17 protein-coding genes are annotated in these 24,778 nt (G+C 63.8%); 9 read left to right on the top strand and 8 right to left on the bottom strand.

The genetic code is table 11. The annotated features are described in order from the left end of the window. Window positions 1-164: 164 nt before the first annotated feature. On the bottom strand, window positions 165-1,532 hold the full coding sequence (locus PQ467_RS14975; protein WP_274174169.1) for a sensor histidine kinase: 1,368 nt from the start codon (window positions 1,530-1,532) through the stop codon (window positions 165-167). Next, the gene (locus tag PQ467_RS14970; RefSeq protein WP_274174168.1) at window positions 1,520-2,206 is read right to left on the bottom strand and encodes a response regulator transcription factor; all 687 of its coding nucleotides are present in this window, start codon (window positions 2,204-2,206) and stop codon (window positions 1,520-1,522) included. The genes PQ467_RS14975 and PQ467_RS14970 overlap by 13 nt, the downstream gene beginning before the upstream one ends. 172 nt (window positions 2,207-2,378) lie before the next feature. On the opposite strand from PQ467_RS14970, the gene PQ467_RS14965 reads away from it, so the two are divergent. After that, window positions 2,379-3,380 carry a LacI family DNA-binding transcriptional regulator gene (locus PQ467_RS14965; RefSeq protein ID WP_274174167.1) on the top strand — a complete coding sequence of 334 codons (1,002 nt, stop codon included), beginning with the start codon at window positions 2,379-2,381 and terminating at the stop codon, window positions 3,378-3,380. Window positions 3,381-3,653: 273 nt separating this feature from the next. Here the strand turns inward: PQ467_RS14965 and PQ467_RS14960 are convergent, their stop codons facing one another. From PQ467_RS14960 to PQ467_RS14950, 3 genes are read right to left on the bottom strand one after another with little or no spacing between them, the layout of a single operon-like run. Next, the gene (locus tag PQ467_RS14960) at window positions 3,654-4,277 is read right to left on the bottom strand and encodes a TadE/TadG family type IV pilus assembly protein (protein ID WP_274174166.1); all 624 of its coding nucleotides are present in this window, start codon (window positions 4,275-4,277) and stop codon (window positions 3,654-3,656) included. Next, window positions 4,274-4,861 carry a TadE/TadG family type IV pilus assembly protein gene (locus tag PQ467_RS14955; RefSeq protein ID WP_274174165.1) on the bottom strand — a complete coding sequence of 196 codons (588 nt, stop codon included), beginning with the start codon at window positions 4,859-4,861 and terminating at the stop codon, window positions 4,274-4,276. The genes PQ467_RS14960 and PQ467_RS14955 overlap by 4 nt, the downstream gene beginning before the upstream one ends. Then, window positions 4,861-6,777: a TadE/TadG family type IV pilus assembly protein gene (locus tag PQ467_RS14950; RefSeq protein WP_274174164.1), complete on the bottom strand. Its 1,917-nt coding sequence runs from the start codon at window positions 6,775-6,777 to the stop codon at window positions 4,861-4,863. The genes PQ467_RS14955 and PQ467_RS14950 overlap by 1 nt, the downstream gene beginning before the upstream one ends. Before the next feature lie 281 nt (window positions 6,778-7,058). Between PQ467_RS14950 and PQ467_RS14945 the strand changes: the two genes are divergently transcribed. Next, window positions 7,059-7,430 (top strand): hypothetical protein, encoded by a 372-nt coding sequence (locus tag PQ467_RS14945; RefSeq protein ID WP_274174163.1) that lies wholly within the window; start codon window positions 7,059-7,061, stop codon window positions 7,428-7,430. A gap of 138 nt (window positions 7,431-7,568) precedes the next feature. On the opposite strand, the gene PQ467_RS14940 is transcribed toward PQ467_RS14945, so the two are convergent. The 3 genes from PQ467_RS14940 to PQ467_RS14930 form a co-directional block, all read right to left on the bottom strand. Further along, complete coding sequence (locus tag PQ467_RS14940) at window positions 7,569-8,765, bottom strand: patatin-like phospholipase family protein (protein WP_274174162.1); 1,197 nt, start codon at window positions 8,763-8,765, stop codon at window positions 7,569-7,571. Between the two features lie 70 nt (window positions 8,766-8,835). Continuing rightward, on the bottom strand, window positions 8,836-10,335 hold the full coding sequence (locus tag PQ467_RS14935) for an MFS transporter (RefSeq protein ID WP_274174161.1): 1,500 nt from the start codon (window positions 10,333-10,335) through the stop codon (window positions 8,836-8,838). Between the two features lie 109 nt (window positions 10,336-10,444). Next, window positions 10,445-11,479, bottom strand: a complete 1,035-nt coding sequence (locus PQ467_RS14930; RefSeq protein ID WP_274174160.1) for a LacI family DNA-binding transcriptional regulator — start codon at window positions 11,477-11,479, stop codon at window positions 10,445-10,447. Between the two features lie 228 nt (window positions 11,480-11,707). Here PQ467_RS14930 and PQ467_RS14925 point away from each other — a divergent pair, with 228 nt between their 5' ends. The 7 genes from PQ467_RS14925 (at window position 11,708) to PQ467_RS14895 (ending at window position 24,774) form a co-directional block, all read left to right on the top strand. Next, the gene (locus PQ467_RS14925) at window positions 11,708-14,494 is read left to right on the top strand and encodes a TonB-dependent receptor (protein ID WP_274174159.1); all 2,787 of its coding nucleotides are present in this window, start codon (window positions 11,708-11,710) and stop codon (window positions 14,492-14,494) included. An 88-nt stretch (window positions 14,495-14,582) separates the two neighbouring features. Then, window positions 14,583-16,103 (top strand): tryptophan halogenase family protein, encoded by a 1,521-nt coding sequence (locus tag PQ467_RS14920; RefSeq protein ID WP_274174158.1) that lies wholly within the window; start codon window positions 14,583-14,585, stop codon window positions 16,101-16,103. Then, on the top strand, window positions 16,100-17,899 hold the full coding sequence (locus PQ467_RS14915) for an alpha-amylase family glycosyl hydrolase (protein ID WP_443192954.1): 1,800 nt from the start codon (window positions 16,100-16,102) through the stop codon (window positions 17,897-17,899). Before PQ467_RS14920 ends, PQ467_RS14915 begins: the two co-directional genes overlap by 4 nt. 13 nt (window positions 17,900-17,912) lie before the next feature. Then, the gene (locus PQ467_RS14910) at window positions 17,913-19,517 is read left to right on the top strand and encodes an alpha-amylase family glycosyl hydrolase (protein WP_274174157.1); all 1,605 of its coding nucleotides are present in this window, start codon (window positions 17,913-17,915) and stop codon (window positions 19,515-19,517) included. 31 nt (window positions 19,518-19,548) lie between these two features. Beyond that, window positions 19,549-21,597 (top strand): glycoside hydrolase family 97 protein, encoded by a 2,049-nt coding sequence (locus tag PQ467_RS14905; protein WP_274174156.1) that lies wholly within the window; start codon window positions 19,549-19,551, stop codon window positions 21,595-21,597. A gap of 58 nt (window positions 21,598-21,655) precedes the next feature. Further along, the gene (locus tag PQ467_RS14900) at window positions 21,656-22,732 is read left to right on the top strand and encodes a PLP-dependent cysteine synthase family protein (protein ID WP_274174155.1); all 1,077 of its coding nucleotides are present in this window, start codon (window positions 21,656-21,658) and stop codon (window positions 22,730-22,732) included. 35 nt (window positions 22,733-22,767) lie between these two features. Further along, window positions 22,768-24,774: a M3 family metallopeptidase gene (locus PQ467_RS14895; protein WP_274174154.1), complete on the top strand. Its 2,007-nt coding sequence runs from the start codon at window positions 22,768-22,770 to the stop codon at window positions 24,772-24,774. Window positions 24,775-24,778 lie beyond the last annotated feature (4 nt).

The raw sequence follows: 24,778 nt of genomic DNA, 5'->3' as shown, positions 1-24,778 counted from the left end.
CCATCGCCGCCCGCAACACGAGGCTGCGCGGCAAGGGCCGGACCATGCTGTCGTTTTGCCCGATCCTTGGAACCCACCGGACACGAGCGGCCGTTAGGTACGAGCGATGACGGATATGTGACGAAGCGGCGGCGGAAGGGGGCATGGCGCCCAAGATTGCAAATTTAGAATGTTGCCATGCCCGCCGGGATCAGCGGAAAGCGAAGGCGCACTGCCAGCCCCGGCCCATTGTCGGCCAGTTCGAGCGACCCGTCGTGAAAACGCATGATCGCATCCGCGATGGCCAGGCCCAGCCCGCTGCCCGGCCGGTTCGAGGCGGCGCCCCGCTCAAAGGGCTGCATCACCCGGTCGCGTTGGGCCTCGGCAATGCCGGGGCCATTGTCGGCGATGGTGATGATGGCCTCGGTTCCGGTTTGCGTCAGGCCAATGGTGGCACACGTCCGGGCGGGGGTATGCAGCGCAACATTGTCGAGCAGATTGACCAGCAATTGATGCACCAGCCCGACATCGCCCCGGATCGTGGCGGGAAACAGCGCGCCGATCTCCAGACTGCTGCCCGCGTCCGCGATCACCGGCTCCATGGTTTCGGCCACATCCTCGATGATCGGGGCCAGCGCCAGCGGGGCCATGGCCGTGGGATGACGCCCCGCCTCGATTTCCGACAGGCGTAGCAGCGCGTCGAAAATGGCGATGATCGAGCGGCACTCGCGCTCGGCCCGCTCCAGCAATTGTCGCCCGGCATCGTCCGTATGCTCCCGGTCGGCCTGCAGCAGGGCGCGCAGGCGCGTAAGGGGTGTGCGCAGATCATGGGCGAGATGGCTGGCAAATTGGCGCTGGCTTTGCACCATGCCCGCCATTCGCTCGATCATGCGGTTGAGGCCTGCCACCTGCTGGGCAAACACGCCGTCGAGCCCCGCATCCGGGATGCGCCGGCTCAGATTGCCGCGCGCCAGCGCGTCGGCGGCGGCCATCGTGCGGGCCAATCGCTGGGCGATCAGCGCGGAAAACAGCCAAGCCGCCGCGCTGCCCACGACAATGCTGATGATGACGAGAATGAGCGCGGCGCGCGGCAGCATGGCATGGAGATTTTCCACCGCCTCGGAATGCTCGATGATGACCAGACGCGCCCCGTCGGGCAGAAGCGTGGTCAGCGCATGGCCCTCGCGCCAGTTGGGTCGGCCATCGCGGAAACGCACGTCGGCAAAGCCGGGAGGTGGCGGGACCATCTCGATCCGTCCCCAGATCACGCGCCCGTCACGGGCCAGCAGCATATGTCCCTTGTCGCTGATCACCCGCCCGTTGGTCAGCGCGCCAAGGCGACGCGCGACGCTGGCGGAATCCTGCGGCGCGGCGGGGGGTAAAACGCGGGCCTGTTCGCGGCGCAGCGAGGTTTCGACCTCATCGTCGATCTGGGCCACCGCCTGCCAATAGAGCAGGCCGCCAGCCCCGGCCATGGCCAGCGCAAAGGCCAGGGCGAATTGCCCCGCCAACCGTCCGATGCGCGGCTGGGCCAGAAAGCTCAGCCCCCGCATTTGCCCGAGCGCAGAACATAGCCTTCGCCGCGCAGCGTTTCGATGGCATCGCAGCCCAGAGCCAACAGCCGCCCGCGCAGGCGCGACAGGTTGCTTTCCACAATATTGGTGGCCGGATCAAAGGCATAGCCCCAGACATTTTCCAGCAGCATGGCCCGCGTCACCACCCGGTCGGCATGGCGCATCAGATAGGCCAGCATCGAAAACTGTTTGCGGTTGAGATCAATGCCCGCATCGCCCAGAAACGCCCGGTGCGCGGCATTGTCCAGCCGCAGCCGCCCCACCGCCAGATCATCGCCCGTCCGCAGATTGCGCCGACAGATTGCGGCAAGGCGCGCCTCCAGTTCGGCGTCGTCAAACGGCTTGGTCAGATAATCGTCGGCTCCGGCCTTCAGCCCCTCGACCCGGTCCTGCACCGAGCCCAGCGCCGAGAGCATCAGCACCGGCACGTTGCACCCCGATGCGCGCCATTGCGAGAGGATCTCTATCCCGCCGATGTCGGGCAGCATCCGGTCCAGAATGATCGCGCCCACTGCGCCCTCGCGTTCCAGCGCCAATGCCTCGCGCCCGGTCAGCGCATGGAGAGAGGGATGGCCCCATGTCGCCAGGCTGCGGCAGATCACACCCGCGATGATCGGATCATCCTCGACAACAAGAACAGGTTTCTGGGCCATGGCTCCTAATGCGGCGGTTTTGTGACAGTTTTGCGGATACCCGGGCATGCTGGGGTGCAGGCGGGCATTTTCTTTGTATTCTTTGCACAAGGGGTGGGGCGATGCCGCGCTTTTGCTTGCCAAAGGGCCGATTTCCTGATGCATTGCCGCGCGGGACAGGGTGAAAAACGCCATGCAGAGGGTTAGAAACATCAAGGAACTGGCCGAACTGGCCGGGGTATCGACGGGCACGGTGTCGCGCGCGCTGGCCGGTTCGGAATTGATCAGCCAGGCGACCCGCGAGCGCATTCAGGCGCTGGCGCGCGAATATGGCTTTCGGCCCAATGTGATGGCCCGTAACCTGCGCATTCAAAAGACCGGGGCGATCGGTGTGCTGATTCCGCTGGGCCATGAAGCGGGACAACCGATTTCCGATCCCTTCTTTATCACCATGCTGGGTCTGCTGGCCGACAAATTGACCGAGCGGGGCTATGATCTCCTGCTCAGCCGGGTGATTCCGCAGGATCAGGGCTGGCTGGAAAGGGTGGCGACATCAGGGCGAGTCGACGGGCTGATCGTGCTGGGCCAATCGGATCAGGCCGCAACGCTGGACGAGGCCGCGCGCGACTATCGCCCGCTGGTGGTCTGGGGCGGCCATGCTGAAGGGCAGGTCCATTGCAGCGTGGGCAGCGACAACCATCTGGGCGGGCAGATGGCGGCGCGGCATCTGATCGCGCAAGGATGCCGCAGGATCGCCTTTCTGGGCGACCCGCGCGCGCTGGAAATGGCCCAGCGCCTGGACGGGGTCCAGACCGCACTGGCGCAGGCCGGGATGGAACGGGCCGATGTGGTGCCGGCCCATCTGGTGGCCGAACTGGCCTATGCCGATATCGCCCGCTATCTTTGCGATGGGGCGCATCGGCCCGACGGGATTGTGGCGGCCTCGGACGTGATCGCGATGACGGCGCTGCGCGCGCTGTCCGAAGTGGGGCTGTCGGTGCCGGGCGATGTGCGCGTGGTGGGCTATGACAACCTGCCGCTCTCCGAACATACCGTGCCCAGCCTGACCACCATCAGCCAGGATCTGGTCGCGGGGGCCGAGCATCTGGTCGACATGCTTATGCGCCGGATTGCGGGCGAGGATATGCAAAGCGTGGTGATGAAGCCGGAATTGGTGGTGCGGATGTCGGCTTGATGGGTTTTATGCCTCCGGCGGGCAAAGGGCGGGGGCCCTTTGCAATCCCGTTACTGTCTTTGTTGCGTCATGGGGTCGGCCGAGGCTGAGGGACGCGATGTTGTGATTTTAGAGCCTGCGGCGCTTTTGGCGCAGCCTTTCCGCGCCGCAGGCTTTCAAAACCCCGCCCGAAACCCAAAGCCGCAAACCACACACCACCCCATTAACGGGATTGCAAAGGGCCCCCGCCCTTTGCCCGCCGGAGGCAAAACTCCAAAAAACCAAAACCCCCGATCAGCAAGTCGCCGTCTTGGTCCCCGACAGCCCAGCGGTCAGATTGCGCGAGTCGCGAATGAGGAAGGCCGCTTCCTGACGCAGCGTCATCGGTTTGACGAACATGGATCCGAACAGGCCGGATTGCTGGTAATAGACCTCGACGAACATCACGGCCATGCCGCTGGCGGCGGTCACCTGATTGCCGGTGGGGCCCATGCCGGTGACGACGGCGTTTTCCGCGCCATAGGCCGATGCGGCGGTCATGCTGCCGGTGCATCGCTGCCAGTGGATATATTGCTTGCCGGTGGTCGTATTGAGTTCGAGGCTGGAGATGATGACCTTGCCCTTGGTGCTCAGGTTGATGCTCTTGCCCTCCTGCACCGCGCCGGTCAGCACGGAGTTGACCTCGGACTCGGTGACTGTCGGGCTGACGCTGGAGGTGCTGCTCTGTTCAAGGCGCGAGGCGTTGTCGGCGGTGGACATGGCGATCTGGTTGACCTGAAGGCTGGTGATGGTCATGTTCGCCATCTCGATGCCATAGAGCCCGATGACCAGCAGCACGGGCATGGTGGCGCCCAGTTCGACAATAGACACGCCCGAGGCGTCGCGCCATAAACGGCGCAGGAACGCACCGGGCCTCACGTACAGGTCCTTGTGGCCGAGCCATAGGCGACCTGCGCGGCCCAGGGCTGGTTGCGGCGCACAGCGGTTGCGTTCAGTGTGACCTTGCCCCACATGCTTTTCATGAAGGGCACGCTGAACATCGGGGAATAGCTGGCCGTGGCGGTATAGACGATGATGTCGCCCGCCGCGCCATTGCCCGATGCGCCAATGTCGGAATTCCACGATCCGTCGCCATTTTCATCGGTATAGGGCTCGCCATTGTCGCAGCGTGCGTTGCCGTTGGAATCGGTCCATTTTTCCGCGCGGCCAATGTCGGTGAAATCATAATAGGACTTGCGGGTCGAGGTGACCGTCACGCCGGGCAGGGCAGGCGCCAGCACCTTGGCCACATTCTGGTCCAGCGTGGTGGTGTTGGCGTTTTCCAGCGTGGCGTCGCGCGCGGCCTGACGCACCGCGCCATTGAGCAGGGCGCGGCCATAGAACATCTGGCCATAATAGCCGATGCCCATCAGCATGATCATCAGGATGGGCAAAACAAACGCATATTCGACCGCCGTGGCCCCGCCCCGGTCGCGCCAGAGATGGCCCAGCCCCCGCGCCATCAACTGGCCACCCGCAGGGCGCTGGCGGTTTTGGCGATCTGCTGAAACGCGCTGTTCAATTCGCTGGCGCTGTTGGCGGTAAAGCCGCTGTCGGGCGAGGCGCAATAGGACAGGTCGCTCGACAGGCTGGTGGAATAGCCGATGACCCAGATGCGTACCCCGCGCCCCTTGATCGCATCGCAAAGCGCGCGGAAACGGGCGATGTGGCGGTTGTCATCATTGCTGGAGCCATTGTCGGTGATCCGGCGGTCATGATATTCGATGCCATAGGCCTGCTGGATCGAATAGTTCGCGTTGGGCTCGCCGTCGGTCATGTAGATGATGTGGCGCGTGACATTGCCGCCATTGGTGGGCACTTCGGTCACATTGCTGGCAAACAGGCCGGTGGAGGAGATCAGCCGGGCGCCCCACAGCATGCCGATGTCGTGATAGGTGCTGCCCGCCGGGGTCAAGGAATTGACGTAGGCGGTGAAATCGCTCTGGGTCATCGGGGCCAGCGTGCGGGCGGCGGCCGGACAATAGGAATTGGCCAGTGATCCCGATGTGCTCAGGATCGAGGCGCTGCTGCCGGTGCCGCGATAATAGGCCACATCGGGCCACATCGGCGCCCATTTGGTGGCATCATCGCTCGTGGGGGCCATGTCGATGTTGAGATCGGTGGCGCTGGTGGGCGAAATACGATCGGTCAGCGAACTGTAGCTGAAGCTGGGGTCCGAGACAGTGTAGCGCTCCTCGATGCAGCCATCCCACGAGGAATCCAGCGATGTGCCGTTCGTGCCGGTATTGGTGGTGGTGGTGGCAAAAGTCTTGAACGTGCTGACATCCAGATTGACCAGCATATAGTCAAAATGATCGAAAACGCTGGTTGTCGAGCTGGTGGCAGGCGTGGTGAAGCCAGTGTAGTTATAGGTTTTGAACGTCAGATTGCTGTAGTAATAATATTGGTAATAGCTGTCGCCCGATCGCGTGCAGGTATAAAGCGTACGGCGTCGGGGCTGATTGCTGATATTGGCGTAATAGGAATAGCTGCCCGTGGTAACATAACCGCTGCTTGACGTGGCCGAGCCGTTATTGGCCCATGCCGTGGCGGCGGGGAGGGCCGCAAGGCAGGCGCTCTGGCTGCCATAGGCGCTGTTGGAATAGAGGGCGGGCGAACTGTTGGCGCTGTAAACCTCTTCCGACGTTTTGATCGAGCGACCGCTGTAAACGCCGTAATTGACCGTCTCGAATTGCGGCACCCGGCTCTGCACGCCATAGGTGTTGACGAGATAGGACGGGTTCAGATTGTAGAGCAGGCGCCCGACATTGACCGAGCTGCTGTAAGGCACAAAGCCGTAGCGCACGCGGGCATTGGTGCCGGCCGTGGCGTTGATGATGGTGGTGTTGAAATTCTTGAGCGCATTTTGCAGCCCGGTGATCTTGACCGTGCCGTTATAGGAATCCGACATCGACCCGGTGGTGTCCAGCACAAAGACGATATCGGAATTGCCGATGCTCTGGGTCGATCCGCAGCTCAGGCTGACGTTATAGGTATAGCGCCCGAAGAGCGCCATGATGCGCAGCGGCACGGTGGTGCTGGCCGTGCCGTTCACGGTGATGCCATTGTCCGGCGTGGTCAGGGCAAAGGCGGTGCCTGTGGTGCCTTGCCGGGCGTCGGTATAATTGACGTTGAAATAGGATTTGCCCTGCGCGATGGCGGCTGCGTCCAGTCCATTGGTGGTCACCGCGCGGCGGGCGGCCAGCACACCGGCATCGCAGGCGCCCTGAAGCCGGTTTTGCGCGCGATAGACAAGGCTTAAATCCACCGCCCCGCCGATCAGCGCGGTCAGCACGAACATGATCGAGGAGGCCAGCATCAGCACATTGCCGCGCCGGTCATGGGCCAATCGGCGCAGGAAGGGCTGGGGTTGCAGCATGTAGGGCGAGCCTTGTTTCAGCGGACAAGAAGCGCATCCGAGGGGATGCCTAATGGTTTCCCCTAGTGGTTAACGCTTAAAGATTCATAAATCGGCAAAGGCCGCCCGCCCGGCATTGAGTACTGCGAACCAATCGGCAGCCCCCGAAACGCACCGGTTTTGCAACTGCGGGTGCAGGAATCGAGTTTGAGTATAACGGCAATAGGCGTAAATCGGCGCCACCCCGATTGGCCGCTGCCCCGCATTATCGTCGGAGTCGGCTTCCTTACATGGAGATCATCATGAAGAACCTTTTGGCTTGGGCTTTTGCCGTGTCGCTGCTTTCTGGCGCGCCTGTGCAGGCGGCCGGGCCGGGGCTTGATTTCCATCTGTTTGAAAATGCCTATGTTCGCAATGGCGCGCCGGAGGCGGGCTATGAAGCGGTGCGCCGTGCGGTGCCGGTGGGCGCGGATGCGCGCGGCGGCGTGGCGCTGCTGCGTCAGGCGGGCGCGCATTGCGGCGCGGAGCGCGACGGTCAGGTTGACTGCTTCTACCGCGAACGCATTTCGGTTGATGATGTGGTGGACACTTATGCAACCTGGGATGTGCAGCTTGATCTTAACGCGGGTAAGGTGGCCGAAGTCGCTGTAGCCCGCAGCGTCGAACAGCGCTGACCCTTCGCCGCGAAGCGGCCTTCAATCCCATAGCCTCTCACGCCGCGGTCAAGTCGCAACAAAGACAGTAACGGGATTGCAAAGGGACGAGTCCCTTTACCCGCCGGAGGCGTTTAAAAAGCGCCCGCCGGAGACCCCTTAACTCTTACCCCCACCCGGACTGGTGAAATCATACACCGCCAGCCCGGACGGGTCCTCCGGCAATTCCAGCACCTCGCGCTGGGCCAGCGTGTGGGCGGCGTCCTCATAGCCGCTGCGCCAATGGTCTTCCATCGTCTGACGGCTGAATTCATAGTCCTTGTAGTCGCCCTCATAATTGGGCGACTGATAGACCATCTGCACGATGGTGTAGCGCGCCGGATCGGTGGCCTCCATCAACAGCTTGCCCTCGGGGCTGGCCAATTGTTCGGGCGTCATCGTCGCGGCCAGTTTGCGGAAGGCGTTGCGCAATTCCTGCCGCTCGCGAAACATGTCGGTGGCGGCGCGGGTGCGGCTGGAATACTGGATTTCCTTCATCCGCGATGCAACCGCCGCCATGTCGCCGGGCATATGGCCGCGCGCACTCCACAGATCGACCTGAAACACCAGCGTGTCGAGCCGCGAATCGGAGGACAGCACCCAGTCGAGCGGCGTGTTCGACACCAGCCCGCCATCCCAGTAATATTCGCCATCGACCTCCACCGCCGGAAATCCGGGCGGCAATGCGCCCGAGGCGATGATATGTTCGGGCCGGATCGCGCATTGGGCATTGTCGAAATATTTGAAATTGCCGGTGCGCACATTGACCGCGCCCACGCTGAAGCGAGTGGTGCGCGCATTGATGCGGTCGAAATCAACCAGACTTTCCAGCGTGGCGCGCAAATGGCTGGTGTCATACCAACTGGTCGCTTCGGCGGTCTTGTCGGGCTGAAAAAAGGGCGGGATCAGGCGGGGGGTGAAGAAACCCGGCGCCCCCTGCATCAACACCTGCCCCGCCGCCATCTGGTTGATCGCCCCGCGCAGATGCGGGTTCACCGCCAGATGAGAGAGGCCCAGCGTTGCCAGCCACGGCGCCCATGCGGTCGAGCGGCCCGATACGCCCTCCCAGAATCGGCGCAATTGGCCCACGCGCGCCTCGGGTGCATTGCCCGCGATGATCGCGCTGTTGATCGCGCCGATCGAAATGCCCGCGATCCAGCTCGGCTCGATTTCCCGCTCGGCCAGCGCTTCGTAAACCCCCGCCTGATAGGCCCCCAGCGCCCCGCCGCCTTGCAGCAGCAGCGCGACGGTCTTGAACGGGGTGCCATTGCCTCTGGCGTGGGTGACGGGGGCTTTCCAACGGCGCATGGGGGGCATGGGTGGGCGGTTCCTTGTGGTTGCGCCTTTCAAACTAGCCGTTGATGCGAAGGTTGCAATCGGGGGTGCTTCAATCCACCCCTCTTCCATCTGTTCCGGGCAAGGTCAGCGTGGCCAGCGCGGCGAGCAGCAGCGTGGCGGCGGCAAAACCCATGGTCCACACCGGCGCGCCGGGGAAAAAGGCATCCATGATTGTGTGCATGACCGTGGCCACCAGCAATTGCGGCACCACCACAAACACATTGAACAGGCCCATCGACACGCCCAGCTTCGATTGCGGCAGGCTGGAGGCCAGCATCGCATAGGGCATGGCCAGGATCGAGGCCCAGGCAAGGCCGATCGCCACCTCGCTGACCTGCAGCCACGCCGGATCGCGCAGCACGAGATAGGAGCCAAAACCCGCCGCCCCGGCCATCAGGCTGACCGCATGGGTGCGCGCCTTGCCGATGCGTCGGGCCAGCCATGGCAGCACGATGAGCGCGGCGGGCGCGGCCACGCCATTATAGATCGAGAACAATCGCCCGACATAATTGGCCGCCGCCTGATAGGCCGGGCTGGCCGGATCAGTGGTGCCGAAATGATATTGGGCCACGATGGGCGTGGTATAGATCCACATGATGAACAGCGCGGACCAGCTGAAGAACTGCACCAGCGCGAGGCGCTTCATCAGTGGCGGCATTCCGGCAAAATCGCCCACCACGCTGGACAGCAGAGTGGTCCGCCCTGCGCGCGCCAGCAGGATCGCGGCGATCAGCGCGACGCCATAGGCCGCCATCAGCCCGGCCAGCAGATAAAGCTCTTTCGCCAGCGCCCAATGCGCCACGCAGGCCGCCAGCGCCCCGCCCGCCATAATCCACGGCAAGGCCCCCAACGGCGAACGCGCCGCCAGCGCGAGGTCGGGGCCGGTCTCCGGTGCCGGTGCCTCGCCAAATGCCTCCATCTGCGCGGGCGAATATTCCTGCGTGTTCAGCACCGTCCACAGGACCGCCGCCAGCAGGATCGCCCCGCCCGCCCAGAAACTGTAGCGCACCGTATCGGGGATCTGCCCCTGCGCCGCGACATTGGCCACGCCGAGCGCATCGAGCAGCGAGGGGAACAGCGAACCCACCACCGCCCCTGCGCCGATAAAGGCGGTCTGCACCGCATAGCCCGCCGTATGCTGGCTCTTGTCCAGCATATCGCCGACAAAGGCGCGGAATGGCTCCATCGCCACATTCAGACTGGCATCGAGCAGCCAGAGCAGCATGGCCGCGCCCAGCAGCGCCCCTTGCAGCGGCATGACCAGCAGCGCGAGGCAAGCCAGCACCGCGCCTGTCAGAAAATAGGGCCGCCGCCGCCCCAGCCGCCCCAGCCACGTGCGATCCGACAGATGCCCGATCACCGGCTGCACCAGCAGGCCCGTCAAAGGCGCGGCAATCCACAGCGCGGGCAGATCGTCGATCGAGGAGCCAAGCGACTGGAAAACGCGGCTCATATTGGCGTTTTGCAGGGCAAAGCCGATCTGGATGCCGAAAAAGCCAAAGCTGACATTGCACAGCCCGGCCCAGCCAAGTTTGGGCTTGCCCGACATGATTTCCCCTTCCGCGTGGTGGTATGTTTGTTGCGCCCGGCGTTGCATGGACCGGGGCGCGGGGCAATCACGTATACGAATACCTTATGCGCGATTTGCCCGATGCCGTTTACCCCCCGCAGCTTTTCCGCCGCACCAGCCGCGTGAGCAGGACCGGCGAGGGCAGGGGGCGGTCCTCGATCTGGGCCAGCAGCGTTTCGATCAGCAACACGCCCGCCGCTTTCAGATCCTGCATCATCGTGGTCAGCGGGGGATTGGTCATGCCCGCCGCCGGAATATCGTCAAAGCCCATCAGCGCCACATCGCCCGGCACCGACAGGCCCGCCTCGGAGAGCGCACGCATCGCGCCGATGGCAATCAGGTCCGACCCGGCAAAGATCGCGTCAAACCGCGCCCCCCGCGCAATCAGCGCCTTGGCGGCCAGATAGCCCGATTCCTCGGTGGTCAGCGCGTCGATCTGCAAATCGGGATTCACCGGCAGACCGCCGTGCGCCAGCGCCGCCTGAAGCCCGCGATAACGGTCGGAAAATTCAGGGTAATGCTCATCCGCCTGCCCCAGAAAGGCGATGTCGCGGCGGCCCTGCGCGATCAGATGTTCGCCCGCTTGTCGCCCCGCGCCGAAATTGTCGCTGCCCACGGTCGCGCCGATATTGTCGGGCCGCACAGAGCCCCAGCGGACAAAGCGCGTGCCCTGCGCCACCAGCCCCGTCAGGCGCTGTTCGTATTGCGTGTAATCGCCATAGCCCAGCAGGATCAGCCCATCCGCACGGTGGCTGTCCTGATAGCGGGTGTGCCAGTCATCCTCCATTTTCTGAAACGAAATCAACAGGTCGAACCCGCGATTGGCGCATTGCCGGGTGATCGAGCCAAGCATGGCCAGAAAGAAGGGATTGATGCGGGAATCATCCTCGCTGGGCTCTTCAAAAAACAGCAGGGCGATCGTGTTGGCCCGCTGAGAACGCAGCGAGGAGGCGTTTTTGTCGACCGTGTAATTCAATTCGCGGGCAATCGCCTCGATCCTTGCGCGCGTCTCGGCGCTGACCGAACGCGACCCGCGCAGCGCCCGGCTGACCGTGGGCTGAGACACGCCGGCGCGATAGGCGATGTCAAAACTGGTGGGTCTGTTCGACCGTTTTTGCCCCATGATTGCGCGCCCTCCTGACCGGCTCTTGCGTGGCCTTAGAGCATCATTACCCGATTGCGCATAAAGTGGGTATACGTATGCCATCTTTTGTTCACGGCCATCTGCGCTGTAAACGGCCTTCACGTTGACCGGAACCAAGGGGCAGGGGTGCCCTATGCCGGGACGAAGCCGGCGCGCATGGACCGTGTGTCATCCATGCGCAGCCGGTGTGATCAGGAGAGGAATATCATGAGCTTCCGCAGCTTCAAGGCGGGGCGCCTTGGTGCGTCCGCCGCATGCATCGCCGTGTCTGCCTTCATTTTTCCCGCGCTGGCCGCGGCTCAGGAAGCCGCGCCTGCGGCCAATGATCAGGCGATCGTCGTCACCGGCATCCGCGCCTCGCTCGACGCCTCGGCCTCGCTCAAGCGCCGTTCACCGGTGATCGTGGAATCCATTTCGGCCGAAGACATCGGCAAACTGCCCGACGTTTCCATCGCGGACTCGCTGGCCCGTCTGCCCGGCGTCACGGCCCAGCGTCTGGAAGGGCGCGACCAGCGCCTCTCGATCCGTGGCCTTGGCCCCGATTTCGGCACCACGCTGCTCAACGGTCGCGAACAGGTGACGGTGGGCGACAATCGCGGCGTGGAATATGACCAGTATCCGTCGGAATTCTTCAAGAATGTGGTGGTTTACAAAGCCGCCAATGCCGGGCTGATCGCGGCGGGCGTGTCGGGCACGGTGGATCTGCGCATGCTGCGCCCGCTGGCCCAGAAGGACCGCATCATTGCCGTCCAATTGCGCGGCCAGATGAACGGCATCAAGGCGCTCAACCCTGACAGCGACAACAAGGGCTTCCGCGCCTCGGCCGCCTATGTCGACAAATTTGCCGATGACAAGTGGGGCATCGCCATCGGCCTTTCGGCCACCCATGCCCCTTCGCAGAACGAACGCTACAACGCCTGGGGCTTTCCCAATGAAAGCGCCGCGGGCGGCGCGCTGTTCCTTGGCGGGGCCAAGCCCTATGTCCAATCGAACATGCTCAAGCGCTATGGCGGCGTGGTGACGGTCGAATGGGCGCCCAGCGACAATTTCCATTCCACGCTCGACCTGCTCTATTCCAAGTTCAAGGAAACCCAGCACCTGCGCGGGATCGAATTCCCGATTGCCCCGGCATGGGGTTCGGGCGCGACGATCCAGCCGGGCTATACCACCACCAACGGTCTGGTCACCAACGCCACGCTGACCGGCGTGCATGCGGTGCAGCGCAATGACCTGAACGAACGTTCGGCGGACAATTTCTCGGCCGGGTGGAACGGCGTGTGGACCGTGGCCGAGGACACCCACATCACGCTCGACGCCAGCTACAGCACGGCCAAGCGCACCGACTTCCTGCTCGAAACCTATACCGGCACCGGATACAATTCGGCGGGCGCCTCCGACACGCTCAAGATCAGCGCCAATCCCAACGGCACCTTCTCGATCATGCCGACGCTGGATTATTCGAACACCGGCCTGTTCGGCATCACCGACCCGCGCGGCTGGGGCTATAACGGCACGACCGCCGTGGTTCAGGCGGGCTTTCTCAACAAGCCCAACTTCAAGGACGACCTGCTGGCCCTGCGCGCGAGCCTGGACGGCAAGTTTGGCGGCGGCAATGTGATTTCCGGCTGGGAAGTGGGCGTGAACTACTCGCGCCGCAAGAAGACCTCGAACTTCCTGTCCTACTTCCTCTGCCCCAAGGGCGCGGGCACCAATTGCACCGTGTCGAGCGGCACCACCACCTTTGCCCCGGTGCCCAATGCGGCGGTGCTCGGTTCGGTGGCGCTGGATTATCTGGGCGTGCCCAAGATGCTCGCGCTCGATCCGATGTATCTGTATAACAACAGCTTTAACGCGGCCTATGACAATCGCCCCGTCTCGCTGGTGCGCGACAATTCGGTGACGGAAAATGTCATCACCGGCTATGCCATGCTCAAGCTGGACGGCGATGTGGCGGGCAAGCGCCTGACCGGCAGCATCGGTGCGCAGGTGGTCCACACCAACCAGAGCTCGGACGGTTCGATCTCGAATTTCTCGAACGGGGCGGTCACGCTTTATCCGGCCACGGGCGGCGCGAAATACACCAATGTCCTGCCCAGCCTGAACCTGTCGGTGGAAATGGACCCGTCGATGTTCGTGAAATTCTCGGCCTCGCACACGATGGTGCGCGCGCGCCTTGACCAGTTGCGCGTCAATCAGGAGTTCAACATCGACCCCACTCGTCTGGGTTCAACCACGCCGGGCCAATCGGTGTTCAGCTCGACCGGCGGCAATGCCCAGCTTCGCCCGTATCACTCGACCAACATCGACCTCTCGCTGGAGCGCTATTTCCGCAAGGGCGGCTATGTCTCGGTGGCGGGCTACTACAAGAAGCTGACCCAGTTCGTCGATCCGTCGAACAATTTCATCTATGACTTCTCCTCCGCGCTCAGCAGCCTGACGCCCGCCCAGCGCGCGGCGGTGGGCACCACGCTGGGCACGGTCAATGCGCCCGCCAACACCGGGCACGGCGATGTAAAGGGTGTGGAAGGCACGCTCTCGCTGCCCTTCTCGCTGCTCACGCCCAAGCTCGACGGTTTCGGCTTCTATGGCAGCCTGTCCTACACCGACAGCACGATCTATCTGGCCAGCAATCCGGGGCAGGCGATCACGCTGCCGGGTCTGTCGGACTGGGTGCAGAACGCGGCGCTTTACTATGAAAAGCACGGGTTCCAGGCGCGGGTGAACTATCGCTTCCGCTCGACCTTCCTGGCCGAAGTGGCGGGCCTTTCGGCCAATCCCACCTATCGTCAGGCCAAGGCCGAAGCGATTGTGGATGCCCAGATCGGCTATGAGTTCCAGCCCAGCTCGAAGCTCTACGGCCTGTCGGTCATGCTTCAGGCCAAGAACCTGACCGACCGTCCCTTCATCACCTATCAGAACAATGATGTGCGCCAGTTGATCGACTATCAGCGCTATGGCCGCGACTATTACCTGAGCGTCAGTTACAAGTTCTGATCGCGACAGGATGCGGGCGGGGCGTCATGCTCCGCCCGTCTTTTGCAATAACCGCCTTTTGCAATAATAATACAACGGGAATTGCGGGATGAGCCCAAGGCCACAACAGCGCATCGTTATCGTGGGCGGCGGCACGGCAGGCTGGATGACGGCCGCGGCGCTGGGTCATTTTCTGGATGACGGCTTTGCGGTCGAACTGGTGGAAAGCGACGCGATCGGCACGATCGGCGTGGGCGAGGCCACCATCCCGCATATCAATGTGTTCAACAAGGCGTTGGGCATTGATGAAAAAGCCTTCATGCGCGCCACGCAGGCAACCTATAAATTGGGCATCGCCTTTGATGGATGGCTGCATCCGGGCCAAAGCTATATCCATGCCTTTGGCGATGTGGGCCGCGATGTGGGCCTTTGCGCGTTCCAGCATTTCTGGTCGCGGGGCATGCGGCTGGGTTTTGCGCAGGAGACGGGCGCCTATACGCTCAACACCATCGCCGCGCGGGCCGGTCGGATGCATGACGGCGCGCCGATCACTGCCCAGACCGTGCCGACCATGCCCCACGCGTTTCATTTCGACGCCGGGCTCTATGCCGCCTTTCTGCGCGCCCATGCCGAGGCGCGGGGCGTCAAGCGCACCGAGGGGATGATTGCCGATGTGCGCCGTGATGGCCTGACCGGGGACGTTGCGTTGCTGCGCCTTGCCGATGGGCGCGAGATTGCGGGCGATCTGTTCATCGACTGCTCCGGCCAGCGGGGCCTGTTGATTGGCGAGGCGCTGGGCGGGGCCTATGAGGACTGGCGCCGCTGGCTGCCCTGCGACCGCGCGATGGCGGTGCAAAGCCCGCGTCTGGCCGATCTGGTGCCCTACACGCGCGCCATCGCCCATCCGGTGGGCTGGCAATGGCGCATCCCCTTGCAGCATCGCACCGGCAATGGCCGCGTCTATTGCAGCGATTTTCTGTCCGATGATGCGGCGCATGACGAACTGGTCGCGGGCCTTGAAGGCGGCGCGATCACCACGCCCCGCCCGATCCGTTTCACCACCGGCCGCCGCCGCGAGGCGTGGAAAGCCAATGTCATCGCCATCGGCCTGTCCGCCGGTTTCCTTGAACCTCTGGAATCGACCTCGATCCATCTGATCCAGACCGGCATTGCGCGCCTGCTCAAATTCCTGCCCGGCGGGCCTGTGGCGCAGGTCACGCGCGATGCCTTCAACGCCCAGTTCGCCTTTGAAATGGAGCGGATCCGCGATTTTATCATCCTGCATTACTGGGCCAACAGGCGCGATGAGCCGTTCTGGCAGGCCTGCCGCGCGGTGGAATTGCCGGACAGCCTGCGCGCCAAAATCGACCTCTTCGCCGCCTCGGGCCAGATTTTCCGCGAGGGTGAGGAATTGTTCAGCGAGGTCGGCTGGTTTCAGGTGATGGCCGCACAGGGCATCATCCCGGCCAGCAGCCATGCCATGGCCGAGGCCATTTCGGAGACGGATTTGCGCGATTATCTCGAACTCATCACGGCGCTCTATACCAGAGAGGCGGGGCAATATCCTTCCCATGCCGATTATATCGCCCGCCATTGCGCCGCCCCCATGGCGCAACAGGTGATGGCATGAGGCGCGCTCTGACCATGGCTCTGGCCGTGCTGGCGGCATCCGCCGCGCAAGGCACGCCCCTGTCCGACCTGCGCGCGCGCACGCCCGAACAGGAGGTTATCTATTTCGTCCTGCCAGACCGTTTTGCCAATGGCGATCCGGCAAATGATACGGGCGGCATTGCGGGCGACCGCCTGACCCATGGGTTCGACCCGGCGGACAAGGGTTTCTATCATGGCGGCGACATCAAAGGGCTGATTGAAAAGCTCGATTATATTCAGGGGCTGGGCGCCAGCGCGATCTGGGTCGGGCCGATATTCAAAAACAAGCCGGTGCAGGGGGCCAAGGGCCAGGAAAGCGCGGGCTATCACGGTTATTGGATCACCGATTTCCTGCATGTCGATCCGCATTTCGGCAGCGACGCGGATTTCGCCGCGCTGGTGCAGGCGGCCCATGCCCGGGGGATGAAGGTCTATATGGACATCATCGTCAACCACACCGCAGATGTCATCCAGTACCGCGAGGCAGGCGATGCCGCCGCGCCCTATCGTTCCAAGGCTGACTATCCCTTTTTGCGCCGGGGCGGGGTGACGGGCGCGCCGATCAATGCCGGGTTTACGGGCGACGATGATGCGCGCCCCGCCAATTGGGCGCATATGACCGATCCCGCCTTTGCCTATACGCCCTATGTGCCGCGCGGCGAGGAGAAGGTCAAAAACCCGGCCTGGCTCAACAATCCCATCTGGTATCACAATCGCGGCGACACCGATTGGAAGGGCGAGAGCGCGCAATATGGCGATTTCGTCGGACTGGACGATCTGGCCACGGAAAACCCGCGCGTGGTCCAAGGGTTCATCGAGATCTACGCCAGCTGGATCGACCGTTTCGGCATTGACGGCTATCGCATCGACACGGCCAAGCATGTGAACCCACAATTCTGGCGCGCCTTTGTGCCCGCCATGCAGGCGCGGGCGCGGGCGCGCGGCATCCCCAATTTCCACATCTTTGGCGAGGTGGCGACCGGCGATTATGATCCGGCGCTGCTGGCCGGATGGGTGCATCGCGCGGGCCTGCCTGCGGTGCTGGATTTTGCCTTCATGCGCGCAGCCACCGATGCCGCCGGGGGCAAGACTGGTTCGCAGGAACTGGCCCGCATGGTCGAGGATGATGCGCTGTATGGGCCAAAGGGGGCGCTGCGCCTGCCCACTTTCCTTGGCAACCATGACAATGGCCGTTTCGCCATGGCCCTGCGTGAGGCAAAGCCGGGGATCGGGGCGGCCGAATGGCTGGCGCGCGATCTGCTGGGCCATGCCATGCTGTTGACGCTGCGCGGCGTGCCCACGATCTATTATGGCGACGAACAGGGCTTTGCCGGGCGCGGGGGCGATCAATCCTCGCGTCAGGACATGTTCGCCAGCAAGGTTGCCGAATATAATCAGGACGCGTTGGTGGGCACATCCTCGACCACCGCCACCGCCAATTTCACGCCCGCCCATCCGCTCTATCAGGCCATCGCTCGCCTTGCGCAGATCCGCCGCTCTACTCCAGCGCTGTGGGGCGGGCGGACACTCCTGCGCGCCTCGGGCGAGGGGCCGGGCCTGTTTGCCGTCTCGCGCCTTGATCCGAAAACCGGGGCCGAGGTGCTGCTGGCCTTCAACACATCGGACCAACCCATCACCGCGCAGGTTGCCATAGAGAGCGCCACCCGGCGCTTTAAAACCTTGTCCGGCCCATGCCCCGCCGCACCCGCCGCGCCGGGCAGCGCGACGATCCGGCTGCCCGCCTTTGGCTATGCCATCTGCGCGGCCACCCAATAAGGACCCTTCGACAATGCCCCCTTTGCAAGACCCATGGTGGCGCGGCGCCACCATCTATCAGATCTATCCGCGCAGCTTTGCCGACAGCAATGGCGACGGCATCGGCGATCTTCCGGGCATCACCGCGCATCTGGATCATATCGCCTCGCTGGGCGTGGATGCCATCTGGATCAGCCCGTTCTTCACCAGCCCGATGGCCGATTTCGGCTATGACGTGGCCGATTACCGTGATGTCGATCCAATTTTTGGCACGCTGGCTGATTTTGACGCGCTGGTGGCGCGGGCGCATGGGCTGGGGCTGAAGGTGATGATCGATATGGTCTTCGCCCATACCAGCGATGCCCATCCGTGGTTCGCGCAGAGCCGGGCCAACAAGGCCAACGCTCACGCCGACTGGTATGTCTGGCGCGATGCGAACCCCGACGGCACGCCGCCCAACAACTGGCAATCGGTGTTCGGCGGCCCGGCATGGACATGGGATGCGCGTCGCCAGCAATATTACATGCACCAGTTCCTGAAAGAGCAGCCGCAATTGAACGGCCATAATCCGGCGGTGCAGGAGGCATGCCTTGATGTGCTGCGTTTCTGGCTGGATCGCGGGGTGGACGGGTTCCGGCTCGATGCGCTCAACCATGCGATGTTCGACCCCGGATTTGCCGACAATCCCGTCGCACCCGCGAATGGCAAACCCCGCACCCGCCCCTATGATTTTCAGGCCAAGGTCAACAGCATGAACCACCCCGATGTGGTCGGCTTTGTCGAACGCATCGCGGCAGTTTGCCAGACGGCGGGGGCAACCTTCACCGTGGCCGAAATCGGCGGGGATGATGCCGATCCGTTGATGAAGGCCTATACGGCGGGCGAGGGGCGGCTTTCGAGCGCCTACAGCTTCGACTTCCTCTATGCCGACCGCCTGAGCGCGATCCTTGTGGCGCAAACGCAGGCGCTGTGGGATGGCGCGCCAGACGCCGATGGCCGCGCGCAGGGCTGGCCGAGCTGGGCCTTTGAAAACCACGATGCGCCGCGCCACGTCTCGCGCTGGGTGGGCGCGGAGCATCGCGATGCCTATGCGCGGATGACCATGGCGCTGCTGATGGCGCTGCGCGGCAATGCGTTTCTGTATCAGGGGCAGGAATTGGGCCTGACGCAGGATGACATCCCGTTCCACCTGCTTCAGGACCCCGAAGCCATCGCCAACTGGCCGCTGACGTTGAGCCGTGATGGTGTGCGCACGCCGATGCCGTGGCACGTGCAGGACGAGCAGGGCGGCTTTACCAAGGGTTCGCCTTGGCTGCCGCTGTCGCCCGACAACATCGCCCGCGCGGTGGACCGGCAGGAGGCCGACCCGCACAGCCAATTGGCCGTCACCCGCCAGATCATCGCCCTGCGCCGCGCGCATCGGGCGCTGGCGGTTGGCGCGATGGAGGATCTGCGCGCCGATGGCGATCTGCTCACCTTCACTCGTCGCGAGGGGGGCGGGGCGGTGGCCTGCGCCTTCAACCTTGGCGGCGAGACCATCGCCCATGCCGCGCCGGAGGGGCAGACCCTGCTGGCGCTGAACGGCGGCGATGACGCGCAATTGCCGCCCTATGCCGCCCGCTTCGTCCTGCTTGCCTAAACGCCCTTTCTTCCCCCCGGAGACGCCCCCTATGGCCCGCTCGCTTGCTCCTCTTGCCGCCTTTTTGCTGACGGCAACTTCCGCCTATGCCCAGACCGCACCCGCCAGCTATTCGGCCACCTCGCCCGATGGCAATATAGCGATTGCCGTCACCACCGACAGCGACCAGCGCGTGCGCTACGCCATCACCCGGCGGGGCAAGGCGCTGATCGTGCCCTCGCTGATGGGCTTTATCCTCACCGATGGCGTCAATATGGTGCGCGGATGGACCATCACCGGGGCCGAAACCGCCAAGGGCGATGACACATGGGAGCAGCCCTGGGGCGAGCGCCGCTATGTGCGCGACCATTATAACGAAATCACCGTCCACCTGCGCCAGTCCAAGGAGCAGGGCGAGCGGTTGATGGATGTGCGTTTCCGCATCTTCGACAATGGGGTGGGCTTTCGCTATGAAATCCCCAAACAGGCCGCGATGACCACGATGCGCATTGCGGACGAAGTGACCGAATTCGACATCGCGCCCAAGGGCACCGCATGGTGGATCCCCGGCGGCGAATGGAACCGTTACGAGCAGGTCTATCAAAAGACGCCGATTGATGCCGTTTCCACCGCGCATACGCCGATCACCATGCGCCTTGACGATGGCACGCATCTCTCGTTCCACGAGGCTGCGCTGGTCGATTATTCGGCCATGTGGTTCAAGCGGGCCGATGGGCAGAAATTCCGCACCACCCTTTCGCCTTCGGGACAGGGCGCGCGGGTTGTGCGCGATCTGCCCTTCAACACGCCTTGGCGCGCGATCCGCATGGCCGATGATGCCGCAGGGCTGGTGGAAAACGACCTTGAGCTGAACCTCAACGAACCGAACAAGATCGGCGATGTAAGCTGGTTCAAGCCGCAGAAGTATATCGGCATCTGGTGGGGCATGATCCGGGGCGACTGGACATGGGCCGAAGGGCCAAAGCATGGCGCCACCACCGAGCGGGCCAAGCAATATATCGACTTTGCCGCCAAGAACGGCTTTTCCAGCGTGCTGATCGAAGGCTGGGACAAGGGCTGGAACGGCAATTGGCTGGGTACGGGCGGCGATTTCAGCTTTACCAAATCGGCTGATGGTTTCGATCTGGAGGCCGTCACCGCCCATGGCCACAAAAAGGGCGTCAACATCATCGGCCATCACGAAACGGGCGGCAATATCGCCAATTACGAGGCCCAGCTTGAGGATGCGATGAAGCTGTATAACCGCCTCGGCGTGCCGGCGGTCAAGACGGGCTATGTGGCGGACGCGGGCGGTATTCAGGCGCCCTGCGGGACGGATCCCGCCAAAATCTGCATGGAATATCACGATGGCCAGCGTCAGGTGCAGCATCACCTGCGCGTGGTGGAAATGGCGGCGAAGTATCACATTGCCGTCAACGCGCATGAGCCGGTGAAGGACACCGGCCTGCGCCGCACCTATCCCAACTGGATCGCGCGGGAAGGCGCGCGCGGCATGGAATATAACGCATGGGGCGCCTTCGCCAACGGGCCGAGCCATGAGCCGACCCTCGTTTACACCCGTATGCTGTCCGGCCCGATGGATTTCACGCCGGGTATCCTCAGCCTTGAGGGCGCCAACCATGCGCCTCTGGCCTCGACGCTGGCCAAGCAGTTGGGGCTTTATCTGGCGCTCTATTCCCCGATCCAGATGGCGGCCGATTTTATCGAGAGCCTTGAGGCGCACCCGCGCGAACTGGCCTTCATCCGCCAAGTCCCCGCCGATTGGGCGCAGAGCCATCTGATCGCGGGGGCTGTGGGCGAATATGCGCTCTTTGCCCGTCAGGATCGCAACAGCCCCGATTGGTATGTCGGCGGCGTCAATGACGCCACGGCGCGCGATGTCGACCTGAAACTGGATTTCCTCGACGCGGGCAAGACCTATACCGCCACCATCTACAAGGATGGCGAGGGCGCGACCTACCTGACCGAGGCGCGGCACAGGATCGCCTATGAAACGCGCAAGGTGGCCAAGGGCGATGTGATCAAGCTGTGGCTGGCGCCGGGCGGGGGCGGGGCAATTCGTCTCACCCCGGCGAAATAGGGCGCCAAATAGGTCGCAGCCCGGTTGACGCGGGCGCATCACGGGATAGGGAAGGGCGATGAGCCAAAAACCCTGTCCCAACTGGGTCAGCTGGGCCATCGGGCGCATTGATGCGGATTATACCCGCAGCGCCGATACCCATCTGATCCCGGTGCCGCTGCCAGCCCTGCCGCATATCGCGATTTATCTGAAGGATGAATCCAGCCACCCCACCGGCAGCCTGAAGCATCGCCTCGCGCGCTCGCTGTTCCTCTATGCGCTGTGCAATGGCTGGATCGCGCAGGGGATGACCGTCGTCGAGGCCTCCTCCGGCTCGACCGCCGTGTCCGAAGCCTATTTTGCGCGGATGCTGGGCCTGCCCTTCATCGCGGTGGTGCCGCGCAGCACGGCGCCCGAAAAAATCACCGCCATCGAGGCGCTGGGCGGACAATGCCACAAGGTGGACAGCGCAGGCGCGGTTTACGGCGAGGCCTCGCGTCTGGCGGCGGAATTGAACGGCCATTACATGGACCAGTTCACCTATGCCGAACGCGCCACCGACTGGCGCGGCAACAACAATATCGCCGACAGCATCTTCAGCCAGATGGCCCGCGAACCCCATCCGATCCCGGCATGGATCGTGACCGGCGCAGGCACGGGCGGCACCTCGGCCACCATCGGGCGCTATGTCCATTATAACCGCCATGCCACACAGGTCTGCGTGGCGGACCCTGCGGCCTCGGTGTTTCACCGCAATTGGCGCGATGCGTCCATCACCACCGCCGAGGGGCCGACCAGCCGTATCGAAGGCATTGGCCGCCCCCGCGTCGAGCCAAGTTTCATCCGCAGCGTGATCGACCGGATGGAGGTGGTCGAGGACCGCGCCTCCATCGCCGCCGCGCGGGTGCTCTCGCGCTATCTGGGGCGGCGCGTGGGCGGGTCAACCGGAACCAATCTGGTGGCCATCGCGCGCATCGCCACGCAAATGGCCGATGCGGGCGAGAAGGGCTCGATCGTCTCGATCCTGTGTGATGCGGGCGAGCGCTATGCCTCGACCTATTACAATGAAGAATGGCTGACCGCGCAGGGGCTTTTGGACGAAGGGGAGGAGGAGCGCATGGCCGCCTTCCTTGCCAGCGGGCATTACGCTTCCTAAATTGCCCTGAATACATTTCTTATTTGCAGGATCCTATGTCGAACAATCCGCTGTTGGCCGCCACCGATCTGCCCGATTTCGCCGCGATCCGGCCCGACCATGTCGTGCCCGCGGTTGAGGCCGCGATTGCCGCCCATGCCGGGGCGATGAAGGATCTGGCCGCGCGGCCGGGCGATCCGGCGCTGCTGGCCGACAAGGATGCGGCCGATGTGGCCATCTCGCGCGTCTGGGGCGTGGTCAGCCATCTGGTGATGGTGGCCACCACGCCGGAACTGCGCGAGGCCCATGGGCAGGCGCAACCCCTGATCGACGCGCATTTCAGCGCCGTGGGTCAGGACAAGGCGCTGTATCAGGCGCTGAAGGCGATTGATCCGCAGGCGCTGCCGGAAAATGAGCGCCGGGCGCTGACGCTGGCCTTGCAGGATTTCGAACTGTCGGGCGTGGCGCTGGAAGGGCAGGCGGCGAAGGATTTTGCCGAAAACCGCATCGAGATGGGCCGCCTGTCGACCGAATTTTCGAATGCCGTGCTGGATGCCACCGAGGCATGGAAGCTGGAAATCGCCGATGAGGCGCGCCTTGCCGGTATCCCCGAGGCCGACCGGGCGGGGATGCGCGCGGCGGCGGAGCGCGCGGGCAAGACCGGCTGGCTGGTCACGCTCCACGCGCCCAGCGTGATGGCAGTTTTGTCCCATGCCGAGGACCGTGAGTTGCGCGAGGAGGCCTATCGCGCATGGAACACCCGCGCATCCGACCAAGGCCCGAATGCGGGCCAGTTCGACAATGGCCCGCGCATCGCCGAAATTCTTGCGCGCCGGGGCAAGGCCGCCTTGGCGCTGGGGTTTGAAGATCCGGTCGCGGTGTCGCTGGCGGCGAAAATGGCGCGGGACGGGGCCGAAGTGGATGCTTTCCTCTCCAGCCTTGGCGGCGCGGCGCGTCCTCAGGCGGCGCGTGATCTGGCCGCTTTGGCCGAGTTTGCGCGGGACGAATTGGGCATTACCGATCTGCGCCCTTGGGATGTCGGCTTTGCCAGCGAGCGGATGCGGCGCAAGCTGCATGATCTCGATACGTCGGAAATCCGCCGCTATCTGCCGCTGCCCCGCGTGATGGAGGCTTTGTTCGGCCTGGTGCGCGAATTGTTCGGCGTTGAATTCCGCGCCGGGCAAGGCGTGCCGGTGTGGCACAAGGACGTGCGCTATTTCACGCTCCACCGCGATGGGCATGAGGTGGCCTCGCTCTATGCCGATTTCTTTGCGCGTGAGGGCAAGCGCGGCGGGGCATGGATGGATTCGGCCCGCCCGCGCCAGCATGGCATCACGCCGGTGGCCTATCTCGTCACGAATTTCGCGCCGCCGGTGGGCGATGCGCCCGCCACTATCACGCACAGCGACATGGTGACGCTGTTCCACGAAATGGGCCACTGCCTGCACCACCTGCTGGGCGAGGTGGATCTGCCCAGCGTGGGCGGAATCGCCGGAGTGGAATGGGATGCGGTGGAATTGCCCAGCCAGTTCCTTGAGAATTTCGCCTGGGAACCGGCGACGCTCAAGGCCGCCAGCGCGCATGAGGAAAGCGGCGAGGCCCTGCCCGATGCGATGATCGCGCGGATGCTGGGGGCGCAGAAATTCCTCGGCGCGATGGGATTGGTGCGTCAGGCCGAATTTGCGCTTTTCGACCTGCGGCTGCACCGCGCGGCGGGGGGCGACAATGCGCCTGATTACCGCGATGTTCTGGCGCAGGTCCGCAGCGAAGTGGCCGTCATCGACTATCCCGAATGGCATCGTTTCCCCACCAGCTTCAGCCATATTTTCGCCGGTGGCTATGCGGCGGGCTATTACTCCTATCTCTGGGCCGAGCGCCTCTCGGCAGACGCCTATGCCGCGTTTGAGGAGGGCGGCGCCAACCGCACCGAATTGGGCGAACGGTTCCGCGCCGAAGTCCTCTCGCGCGGGGGCACGCGCCCGGCGATCGAAAACTTCACCGCCTTTCGCGGGCGTGAGCCGGAGAATGAGCCGCTGCTGGAAAGCTGGGGTATCGCGGCGTAAGCCG

Origin of the sequence: Novosphingobium sp. KACC 22771 (genome assembly GCF_028736195.1) — a bacterium.
Taxonomy (GTDB): domain Bacteria; phylum Pseudomonadota; class Alphaproteobacteria; order Sphingomonadales; family Sphingomonadaceae; genus Novosphingobium.
The sequence above is the reverse complement of the archived record's forward strand: the minus strand, read 5'-3'. Positions and strand labels throughout refer to the sequence as shown.